General features: G+C 45.8%; 13 protein-coding genes and 1 pseudogene. All 14 read right to left on the reverse strand.

Annotation, left to right across the window (positions count from 1 at the left end; genetic code table 11):
* Window positions 1-219: 219 nt before the first annotated feature.
* A complete protein-coding gene (locus ACFRAC_RS36235; RefSeq protein WP_376322298.1) occupies window positions 220-1,005 on the reverse strand; it encodes a glucosaminidase domain-containing protein in 786 nt (261 codons plus the stop codon).
* Window positions 1,002-1,220 carry a hypothetical protein gene (locus ACFRAC_RS36240; protein WP_376642732.1) on the reverse strand — a complete coding sequence of 73 codons (219 nt, stop codon included), beginning with the start codon at window positions 1,218-1,220 and terminating at the stop codon, window positions 1,002-1,004. Before ACFRAC_RS36240 ends, ACFRAC_RS36235 begins: the two co-directional genes overlap by 4 nt.
* 13 nt (window positions 1,221-1,233) lie before the next feature.
* A complete protein-coding gene (locus ACFRAC_RS36245) occupies window positions 1,234-2,340 on the reverse strand; it encodes a hypothetical protein (RefSeq protein WP_376642734.1) in 1,107 nt (368 codons plus the stop codon).
* Window positions 2,341-3,126 (reverse strand): hypothetical protein, encoded by a 786-nt coding sequence (locus ACFRAC_RS36250; RefSeq protein ID WP_376642735.1) that lies wholly within the window; start codon window positions 3,124-3,126, stop codon window positions 2,341-2,343.
* Window positions 3,095-3,919 (reverse strand): glycoside hydrolase family 73 protein, encoded by an 825-nt coding sequence (locus tag ACFRAC_RS36255; RefSeq protein ID WP_376642737.1) that lies wholly within the window; start codon window positions 3,917-3,919, stop codon window positions 3,095-3,097. The genes ACFRAC_RS36250 and ACFRAC_RS36255 overlap by 32 nt, the downstream gene beginning before the upstream one ends.
* Window positions 3,920-3,927: 8 nt before the next feature.
* On the reverse strand, window positions 3,928-4,689 hold the full coding sequence (locus ACFRAC_RS36260; RefSeq protein ID WP_376642739.1) for a LysM peptidoglycan-binding domain-containing protein: 762 nt from the start codon (window positions 4,687-4,689) through the stop codon (window positions 3,928-3,930).
* On the reverse strand, window positions 4,676-4,972 hold the full coding sequence (locus ACFRAC_RS36265) for a hypothetical protein (protein ID WP_063336321.1): 297 nt from the start codon (window positions 4,970-4,972) through the stop codon (window positions 4,676-4,678). The genes ACFRAC_RS36260 and ACFRAC_RS36265 overlap by 14 nt, the downstream gene beginning before the upstream one ends.
* A gap of 340 nt (window positions 4,973-5,312) precedes the next feature.
* Window positions 5,313-5,657, reverse strand: coding sequence for a hypothetical protein (locus ACFRAC_RS36270; RefSeq protein WP_376642741.1), 345 nt, complete (start codon window positions 5,655-5,657; stop codon window positions 5,313-5,315).
* 247 nt (window positions 5,658-5,904) lie between these two features.
* Window positions 5,905-6,153: a hypothetical protein gene (locus ACFRAC_RS36275; protein WP_080467411.1), complete on the reverse strand. Its 249-nt coding sequence runs from the start codon at window positions 6,151-6,153 to the stop codon at window positions 5,905-5,907.
* 59 nt (window positions 6,154-6,212) lie between these two features.
* Window positions 6,213-7,271 carry a hypothetical protein gene (locus ACFRAC_RS36280; protein WP_376642743.1) on the reverse strand — a complete coding sequence of 353 codons (1,059 nt, stop codon included), beginning with the start codon at window positions 7,269-7,271 and terminating at the stop codon, window positions 6,213-6,215.
* A gap of 315 nt (window positions 7,272-7,586) precedes the next feature.
* The gene (locus tag ACFRAC_RS36285) at window positions 7,587-8,228 is read right to left on the reverse strand and encodes a hypothetical protein (RefSeq protein ID WP_376642745.1); all 642 of its coding nucleotides are present in this window, start codon (window positions 8,226-8,228) and stop codon (window positions 7,587-7,589) included.
* Entirely contained in the window at window positions 8,206-8,454 is a 249-nt protein-coding gene (locus ACFRAC_RS36290) for a hypothetical protein (RefSeq protein ID WP_376642747.1), read from the reverse strand. The genes ACFRAC_RS36285 and ACFRAC_RS36290 overlap by 23 nt, the downstream gene beginning before the upstream one ends.
* 50 nt (window positions 8,455-8,504) lie before the next feature.
* Window positions 8,505-9,059 carry a hypothetical protein gene (locus ACFRAC_RS36295; RefSeq protein WP_376642749.1) on the reverse strand — a complete coding sequence of 185 codons (555 nt, stop codon included), beginning with the start codon at window positions 9,057-9,059 and terminating at the stop codon, window positions 8,505-8,507.
* Window positions 9,047-9,319, reverse strand: a pseudogene (locus ACFRAC_RS36300) (hypothetical protein); the annotation flags it as partial. The pseudogene ACFRAC_RS36300 and the gene ACFRAC_RS36295, both read right to left, overlap by 13 nt.

A 9,319-nucleotide genomic window follows, 5' to 3' on the forward strand; every position in this document is an offset into this window, starting at 1 on the left:
GTACGATTCTTGCCGCTAAATTCACTGATTTTCCTTGACAATCCCACATTTCTGTGCTAATTAACATGTCACCCGGGAACTGTCAATAATAAAAAATCCCGCCGGATATTTTTCCAGCGGGTTGTGTCTCGGGCGTGACTCTATTGTTACAGATAGAATAGAAGTCTTCCGCGGCTCCTATTCTACTTAATTTTAACAAATGTTAGTATATATTGTAAATTATTTCACCCTTAACCGTTGACCGACATAAATCTTATTCGCATCCGGGATACGATTAACTGTGGTCAATGTCTTAACGGACACACCGAATTTCTTACCAATTTTCGTCAGGTTGTCGCCCGCCTTTACGGTGTAGAATGTACCGCCGGATGGTGCGGCTCCTGATACCTTCAGGACTTGACCAACACGAATCATATTAACATCTTTAATACCGTTCACTTTCGCCAACTCCTTCACTGACGTATTATATTTCTTTGCAATTGCTGTCAATGTGTCACCCGCCTTAACGGTATATGTCGAGCCGGACGACTTGGCAGGTTTCGCCTTCACTGCGGCTTTGTTCCCGACCTTATCGTATTTCGTCAGCCCGTGGGCTTCGATTGTGGCGATAAGCTTCTTCGCATAGTTCGGGTCTGTCGCATATCCACCCTTTTGGATGGCGGCACAAGCTTGTACATAGTTCGTTTCCCCGACAACAGCCTTATAACGGTCAAGACGGTTATAGAGGTTCACAAGGTCTATGATAGAATCGCGAACAGACTTATACGCCCGGAACCCTGCTTTGATTGTTTTATCGACCCCGTTTAAAACCTCCCACGTGCCCATATGAACGGTTCCAGCGTTCCCGATACCTTTTATACCAAACAGGTTATTTGCACGCGTAGCAAGCCCGGATTTGCCCCAATTTGACTCATGTATGGCTTGTGCTGTGATAACTGAAGGTAAAACTCGACTTACACCGTATAATTTTTGTGCTTCACTTGCAACATTCTCCATGAAACTCATTCTTTTACACTCTCCCTCATTTGTTGTCTCATTTCATTTATTTGTTCGTCTGAAGCGGATTCAATCCATAGTTTTCTATCCTTCTGAAATTGCGCCCGCCAATATCCCGGCGGCTGTACGGTTGTCGCATTATCCGGTACGGAATCAGCCGGAACAATTTCAGGATAGTCGAAGATGAAATCCGAATCATATACGAATACTTGTATCATTTCCATTGCTCCAACCCTCCTAGTAAGGCACTGCCGCGTCTAATGACCAACTGGACACGGCGGACTGATTGTTTCCTGAAAAGCCGACAAACGCCAGTTTACCGTCAGTGTTGATATAAAATTTTGTGAAGCCTGTCGTTCCGTATGCTGTTGCCATGACCGCCTTTTTGTCTGACGGTGAATATGACGCGGGCAATTGTGCAAAGTCAACGCCGAGGTCACACGCCACGTCACCTTTTAGCATGAGGATGTTTCCCCAGCGGGTATACTGCGGTGTTCTTCCTGACGCCTTTGCTCCATTCAATAACGGAAGGTTATACCATGTGAGCGCCATAAAATCATTTTGTGTAAACAGCTGTCGCCAACCCCTGAATACATTGTCAGTGTGTATAACACCAATCCATGACGTATTATCATAGGAACGTGTCAGAACCAATTTCCGCAGACCGTTTGGCGCTGGTAGAATGTCGAGATAGTACCAAGAAGCGTCACCCGGTAACGGTAGTTGATTCCATCCTGTCCCATAATAAAAACCGGGTGGTGCGGTGAATATGCTGTCAGCTGAAGCCAACCGTTTCCGCATTCCTTCAGCATCCGTTAATGCATATTTCTGTGAGAAGTTTTGAACCCCGATAACATCCTGAAGCGATAGATTCGTTGTCTGTAAATCCTTTTGCAGCTGTGTCGCATCCGTAGCAGCTTGATTCCATTTCAAACGTTCAGAATCCGAGACGTGAGGTTTAGCATTTGCGATATGGTTCTTCAGGTTTGTTTCTGATGTCGTCACCCTGTCACTCATACCGTCCCACTTGGTACGGTCTTCAGACGATACGTGTTTGGTCGTGTCCTTTACATGAGCGTCCAAGACTCGGCCGAATGAATCAACGTCAGCCTTCATACTTTGAATTTGTTGGTCAGTTGCACCAGTTGACCCACCGTCCGCGGTATCCTCTAACGCTTGGACTTTTTGCTGAAGCGTCAGAATATCGTTCTTTATCTCATCTGACACGTCCATATGGTCAACGGTGTCCTGAAGCTTTGCCATCTTGTCTTTTAAATCTGAAATACTTGTTTTGACGCCTGTATCATCATAGGGCGGCGTCCGCCTTGACCCGAGTTCAATCAATTAGGACACCTCCACGATTGTGACGACTGTCTCAGTATCAGCGACTAGGTACACGTCAGGGCTTTGGCTATGAACCTTAAATGTTAGCGGGCTGTCGTTAGACGTGAGCGGCGCACCTGTAGTCGTCTCGACACCCTGCTTACCCCAATAAATGACACCCGAGTTAGGCGGGTAGATCGTCAACTCTCGGCGGTTTGTCAGTTTGCTAGAACCTGACTTTGCCATTACAGGCGTGACGCCTACACTCACCCCACCAACCCTAAAGTCATTCATTCCGGCTTCCCGAGTTGGTACAGGTTGTGTCGCCGGGATAGAAGACCCGCCGAGTGTGACAGGCTTATCTATCTCAACACTCCCAATATGCTTGTCGCCTGCCGCAAGCGGCGGTAACGCTGATATATCTACGGTTCCTGTCATCTGCCCAAGCTGAACGGTGTCAATGGACTGTGGTATAGATGACGCTGTAAATTTCTCAATCCAAGATTCGACCCGGACTTTTTCGGGCTGCACGATCGCGGCGTCAAGGTAGATTGTGTGATAGCCGAGCGGTCGCGCCAAAAGCTTTGTTGACCCCGGCGCTACGGCTAAAAGATAATTGTTAGGCGACACGCTCGGGCGCTCGTGTACGTACACGATCTGACTTGTGTTATTTGTTATGGCTGAATGGTTCGGCTTTGTGTCGTCAAAATAAACCGTTGTAATGTCGCCCGGTAGCATGGTGACGGTCTGTTCACGCCATGTACTCTTTTTATGGTCATCCCCCGGCTGTTTGACTAGTTCCGGCATTCTTGTTCACTCCTTTTGCTATTGTAGCGGCTTTCTTGATGTGGTTTGACGCGCTGCGTCCTTTCTTAATGGCTTTGGCTCCCTTAGAAACAGATTTGACAGCACGACCACCCGGAACAAAATCCATTGCGGTGGATGCTGTACCTTTCGCAACGTCTCCGACTGCTGGGAAGGCTTTCATAAAGAACACGATTGCAATGATAGCAAGCCCGAGAATAAGAGACCATCTGAACACGCCGAACATGATATTTGATAAATATGATTTGTCGTCAGTGCCTGAAGATGAAGAATCCCCACCTGTCGCCCCGGCTCCTGACGTTCCTTTGAATGTAATGTCCTTATCATCGTACTGGTGAAGGTTGTTACTGCTGATAATGCCGAGAAGCTTATTTACATAGTTAGGGTCTGTTGCATACCCTCCAGCTTTGATTCCCTTCGCATAGTCCTCAACGCTTTTTGCGTTCTTCAGCTTTGACGCATAACGCGGCTTGGATAATAGTTCCGCGTGGGCGCGTATGGAATCTTGATAGCTGTTGTACTTTGCAAAGCCATCCTTCACGTGATAGGTCTTACCGTTATATACTTCGGTCGTACCCATCGTGGCACTTCCTGCTGTACCTCTTCCCTTTATTCCAAATAGGTTCTTAGAGTAGTAGGCAAGCCCGGACAATCCGCCCGGGTTTGAACCGCCTGATTCTAACATGATTTGACCCAGTATGATGGATGCAGGGATGCCAGTTTCTTTCTGTATGGCTTGCGCGTCTTTGATAAACGGCTTTATATTTACGCCCATACTTCCACCTACTTTGTCAGGATTTTGATTTTCTGACCCGGTTTAATTTTGTTCGGGTCTTTGAGTTTGTTAAACTTGGCTGTTTCCATATACGCGGCTTTTGTACCACCCTTACCATATTTCTGCGTCAATTCTGACAACGTGTCACCTTTTTTCACCGTCACCGTTTTGTATTTTGGTGTAGACGGTTTTTTCGCTGGCGATGGCTTTTTAGCCGGGGTTGACGGTTTTTTAGCAGGTGTTGTCGTTTTGGCAGGTGTTGACGGTTTCGCGTTCTTCAGCTTTTCCAGTTCTTTATGAAGCTGGTCATTTTCTGTTTCCAAGTTGCTGTATTTCTTCGCTTGATCGGCAAGCTGTTTTGAAATGCTGTCCTTTACTTGGTCAACATACGTTTTGTTTTCCTTGCCAATATCGGTAATGGTGTCGATTACATCTGACTTAAATGATTCTTGGTTCTGCCCCAATTCATTTGCAAAGTTGTTTAAGGCTGTATCAACGCTACCTTCAATGAGAGATTGATTGTTTTGTAGCTGTGCCTGAACCAAGCTTGAATTCATAGGATTGCCATCCAAGTAATCACCCTCTAATGCTTCAGAAGTCACGTACTGTTCTTCCTCAGCAGGACGCCCACGCGTCACAAGGGAGACTAATAGAAAGACCCCAATTGCAACCGACCCGATAATGACAATATTCTTTTTGTTTAATTGGAATTTCTTTTTACCCGGGGAATGACCCCCGGATTCATGACCGACTTGTTCAAATTCCGCCATACCAATATAAGCCTCCTATCGGATCACCGAAATAATGATTCTTAGGGAAGTTTTCTTCATCTACCTGATTTCCGTTTAGATCGACTGTCGCTTTCTCAATACTCATGTTTGTTACTTTGTCGATCAATGCTTCTTTCGGAACCATCGGGTAAATGAAGTTGGCATGTGTTGGGCGTAATTCTTCAGCGTCTCCAATACCTAGCTGCGCGTCAGGTAGCTCCACTGGACGTGAAAGCTCCTGAAGCGCATGAACCCGGTTTTGAAGGTGATAGCCTTCCATCATGCCGCCTTACCTCCCTTGTAATACTTTGATGCCTGAAATTGAATTGCTCGCGATTGTGCTGATAATGGAAGTCGTAGACTTGGCATTTTTCAGGAACAGATAAATACCAATGAGAATCCCGATACCCGCAATCACGTCAAAAAACTTGTTAACCATCCACAAGACCTCCCATGATTTGTTTTACCTTGTCAACGTTCAGGACTGCCATACTTGCGAGAACAAGTACCAAGAACGTGTACGTTATTTTTTCATTTGTGAACATACCCAGCAGGATAACGAAAAAGAGAAAGGTGATAATAAACCGCATAGACTTTGTAAACTCTTGCATAGAATCACCCCTTTACTTCAAGCCAAAACCGCGTTTAAGACCGTTCCAAAACCCATCTATGAAACTGTCTTTAGCGGCTTTTTTGACTTTCTTTTTCTGCTCCGGCTTCATCTTTTGATACTTTTTATACGTGTCGTATCCTGTCGCTTTTTCAACTGCCTTTTTCGCTGTCTTTCCGGCTTCGTCGACGGTTTCTTTTGTAGATTCCCAACCATCTTTTACAACGTCCATCGGTGTAGAAATGTCAGGCGTCATTTTCTGTGCCATCTTTGACAGGTGTTTGCCGCCATAAAAGTCATCAAGAATAATCCATATGGCTGTGAGCGCCAGCGTGAAAAACAAAAGACCTTTTTCCATGTGTTATCCCTTCTTTTTGCGGCGGATAAAGAAGAACCAAAACACGATGATAATAACGGTGAGAACAAGAATTTTAGTCATTGCTTGACGCACCCCCGATTTTTGAAATAACCATTTTCAGATCGGTTAGAATTTCCCGTGTCTGTTCGTTATCCTTTGATTGTTTGAACATGAACCACGCGAGCATTACGCCCATGGCTCCGTTATTTAATAGGATTGAATAGATTTGCTCCACAAGTCACACCCCCTACACCCTTGCCGAGAATAGGAATACGACAAGGAACACAATGCCGAACCCCAGCAAGATTTGTTTTGATGTAATAGGGTCTTGCTTTACGTCATGCTCTTTTGCTGTGTCCTCATCATCGACAAGAGACATTTGATCTTCAGCTTCGGGAACTGTAGACGTTCGGGTACTCATAAACCCCATGTTTGGATATAAGTCTGCGGCATGGTAGAACATTTCACCTAGACCCATTTGTGATGGTGCGTTCATATAAATCCTCCTTCGTAGTAGTCAAATAAGAAAAGGAGGGAAAAGCCCTCCCGCGTGTATTAATGCAAGCGTGAAAGCTTTTCAGCAACGATTTTCACGCGCCCGCCTTTTTGAGTATTGAAGCGAATCCAAAACTCTGTAAGACGTTCGGTGTCAATATAGTCACGAGAGCCGCCGAGGTTTGGCAAGCCTTGGTTAGAGAAGTCAAACACATAAACCCCATCCGGTAAGACATAACCCAAGTCCGAATGATTTCGGGCTGCAAGTGCTGACGGCTTAATGCTGTAAGGGATGTCGGCTTGGTTAAATACCAATTCCAAGTTGCCCGCAAAGTCGCTGTCCTTCAGCGGGTTGCCTGACTCATCCGTAAAGTAAAACATGAGTTTACGGTAGATCGTCCCTGTCTGAAGCTTCACGATATTTTGACCGTTCCCGGTGAACTGTTCGCCTTTTTCGTTTACAAGCTTCAGGACAGAAATATCCGGCATAGCTTGTGGTACAGAAGGGACGGAGAACGTTTCAATTGTCGGCGTGATTTTCAATTGCTTCAGTGTAACGGTGTCTCCAGTAGCCAACTGATACGCGTCTTGCGCGCGTGCTGTATCAATCTGAAGGGAAACGGTTGTCTCCTCGTTTTGTAGCAAGATAAGACCGACCGGGTCACGTTGGTTTAAAGTTAATGGCAGCGCGACTTGGAATTTAATACGCGCGTCTTTACCTGACGTGCTCGCGGCTGTTTCAATGTAAGATAACGCCCGCGGACTTGATGCAGGTAATAGAACGTCTGGATTCAATCGGTTTAAGCTGTATAGGTGAAGGGCTTCGCCTGACACAACAAAAGGACGGAATCCACTGTTTAATTCCAGTGCAATATTTCTGATAATCTGGTATGGTGAAAATGGTTTAGTTGGAATTGCCGCGTTCTGCGATTTGAGAGAGACAGTCGCGTCAAATTCAACTAAAATTTGTGATAGCAGGCGTACTTTCGGTAGGTTGAATGATACCGTTTGTGCGTCCTCTGTCACTGTCTGTGTACCCATCATCTGCCATGTTTGGCGGGTAGCCTGCGAGAATAGTTGAGCCTTTGCCTGTGCTGATAGTTGCTGTTGAGTTGCCATAAATTAAAATTCCTCCTTAGACTTCTGCCGCGATTGTAGATACAACCGGGATATGATATTTTGCTGAAGCTTTCTTAATAATCCACATGAAAACCATCGTGATAAATACAGTAATGAACGTATGAACTAACCATTTAACCTTCATGCTTTTTTCCTCCTTATACTGCGTTTACTAATTGCGTCACACCGTTAACCGGATGCTTCGTGACAATAACCTTTGTTACGACAATGACCATCATTGTGAATAGCGCAATGACAATCATGTTCTTCAGCCCGACACCTGCAAATTTTCGTGTCTCCAAGTCATCACCTCCTTTAAAGCTTCAATTTTGCTAGTACCGGGTTTTGCATACCCACTTTCCAATACCAAAAATTGTGCCCGCCGGGTTGCTCCATAAATTGCGGCATCCCTGTTGCTTTCACAATCTTTTTACGGTCATCCGGGTTTTGCATGGTGAAAATGAAATAGTGTGAACTGTTGGCCATAGCAATGACCGGAATGTCTGTTGGGCGCTGGGTACAAGCCCAAACGACTGCTTCTTTCGAACGCCCGCGCGTGTATAAGGCTTTCAATTCTTTCGGGTAGTTATGGGCGCTTGGCGCGACTTCCATTAATTCGTCTATCCATAGAATCGTATTTTCACGCTTGTACACCCAGCTCATGAGCGCGTTGTAATATTCCGGCTCTAATTCTTCAGCGACCGGGCAATAGATAATTTTCGGCGTCTCGACCTCGGACACGTCTTCCAATCGGTGAACCACAGTAAAGTCCTTACCTTCCTGCAAGCCATGCCACAATTCCTGCCGTTTCTTGCGGCGCTCGTGTACTTCGCCTTTCGTATCAAGCTTTACCACATGGTCTTTCCCAGCGAGATATACCTCAGCGACAACCGATTTACCTGTACCGGTTTGACCACAGATAAAAACGTGTTCGTCATCGCCAATTGTCATTCGCATGTTTTCCACTTCCTTTCGTGCTGTAAGCTTTCACAACACGCTTCACGCCTTTACCTCTTTTCATAGCAGCCATGATGGACGGTTTCGGGATTTTGTCGTAAGGGATTTTCTCCACAACTAAAAATTCCTCGCCCTGTTCGATAATGTCCAAGTGTTCAAACCAATAACGGCTGTATTCATGCATGGGGATGTTGTAATAGAAGTCACCTTGCTTCAGCGTCACCATACCGGACATAGTCGATCATCCCCTCTAAATGGTTGAGGAATTTTAAGACATCAATATCCTCCGAAAGGGATGAGTTGATGTAAGGAGCCGCCAAATTGCTTACTAGTGGGTTCCCCAGATCGTTCAGCAGGCTTTTGATTAGTTCTTTCAGGCGCGCTTTCATTTCCTCGTTGTTCTGTTGGTTGTTTTGGTAGTTCTCGTTTTGGCAAGACATTTTTCTGTACCTCTTTCTTTTTAGGTTGTTTGGATTTCCACATAATGAATTTAGGTATAAAGATCGTAAAGCACGCAATGAGTAACGCTATATGGTCTGCATACTCACTGGCGACACCCGCCACGCCTTCAGACTTCGCCATGATGTTTGCGAGTGGCGTACATATCTGTTCGGCTTCATCGGCGGTTAATGCAAAGTCTTCCATCCCAGGTCGTGCTGCCACGATCGCGCTTGTCGTCAGTAACAGCATTTTCAGCTGGGATGAATCAACATTGCCCGCCGTCTTTTTCTTGGCTGCGCTTTTCTTTTTCGTGCCAGTACCAGGAGGGCGACCGCGTTTCTTTTTCGGCTGTTCCTCCTGGTCACTTCCCGGCACATCTACCATAACCACCCGAGGAGCGTTTTCGCTTTGCTTGGTGCTGGCTGTTCCTCTTCCTCCGGTTCCTCCACTTTTGGCGGTTCCGGTACTGGAATTTCCTGTGCTTGTCCCTGCGGCTGTTCCTTTGTTCCCATCAGGTTTTGGATGTCCTGTAGCAGATTCTTTGCCCATTTTGGCGCGTCCTCCTGTTCCTCTTTTTTCGGTGTTTCTTCAGCAGACGATTTTTCTTCTTTTTCTTCTAGTTCTTTTGGCATAGAAAATAAATCCTCCTT

Origin of the sequence: Streptomyces sp. NPDC056628 (assembly GCF_042792555.1) — a bacterium.
Classification (GTDB): Bacteria; Actinomycetota; Actinomycetes; order Streptomycetales; family Streptomycetaceae; genus Streptomyces.

Bases quoted from the DNA above. Each gene is read 5' to 3' on its own strand.
- ACFRAC_RS36235 (WP_376322298.1), bottom strand. From the start codon at position 1,005: ATGAGTTTCATGGAGAATGTTGCAAGTGAAGCACAAAAATTATACGGT.
- ACFRAC_RS36240 (WP_376642732.1), bottom strand. From the start codon at position 1,220: ATGGAAATGATACAAGTATTCGTATATGATTCGGATTTCATCTTCGAC.
- ACFRAC_RS36250 (WP_376642735.1), bottom strand. From the start codon at position 3,126: ATGCCGGAACTAGTCAAACAGCCGGGGGATGACCATAAAAAGAGTACA.
- ACFRAC_RS36255 (WP_376642737.1), bottom strand. From the start codon at position 3,919: ATGGGCGTAAATATAAAGCCGTTTATCAAAGACGCGCAAGCCATACAG.
- ACFRAC_RS36260 (WP_376642739.1), bottom strand. From the start codon at position 4,689: ATGGCGGAATTTGAACAAGTCGGTCATGAATCCGGGGGTCATTCCCCG.
- ACFRAC_RS36265 (WP_063336321.1), bottom strand. From the start codon at position 4,972: ATGATGGAAGGCTATCACCTTCAAAACCGGGTTCATGCGCTTCAGGAG.
- ACFRAC_RS36270 (WP_376642741.1), bottom strand. From the start codon at position 5,657: ATGGAAAAAGGTCTTTTGTTTTTCACGCTGGCGCTCACAGCCATATGG.
- ACFRAC_RS36275 (WP_080467411.1), bottom strand. From the start codon at position 6,153: ATGAACGCACCATCACAAATGGGTCTAGGTGAAATGTTCTACCATGCC.
- ACFRAC_RS36280 (WP_376642743.1), bottom strand. From the start codon at position 7,271: ATGGCAACTCAACAGCAACTATCAGCACAGGCAAAGGCTCAACTATTC.
- ACFRAC_RS36285 (WP_376642745.1), bottom strand. From the start codon at position 8,228: ATGCGAATGACAATTGGCGATGACGAACACGTTTTTATCTGTGGTCAA.
- ACFRAC_RS36290 (WP_376642747.1), bottom strand. From the start codon at position 8,454: ATGGTGACGCTGAAGCAAGGTGACTTCTATTACAACATCCCCATGCAT.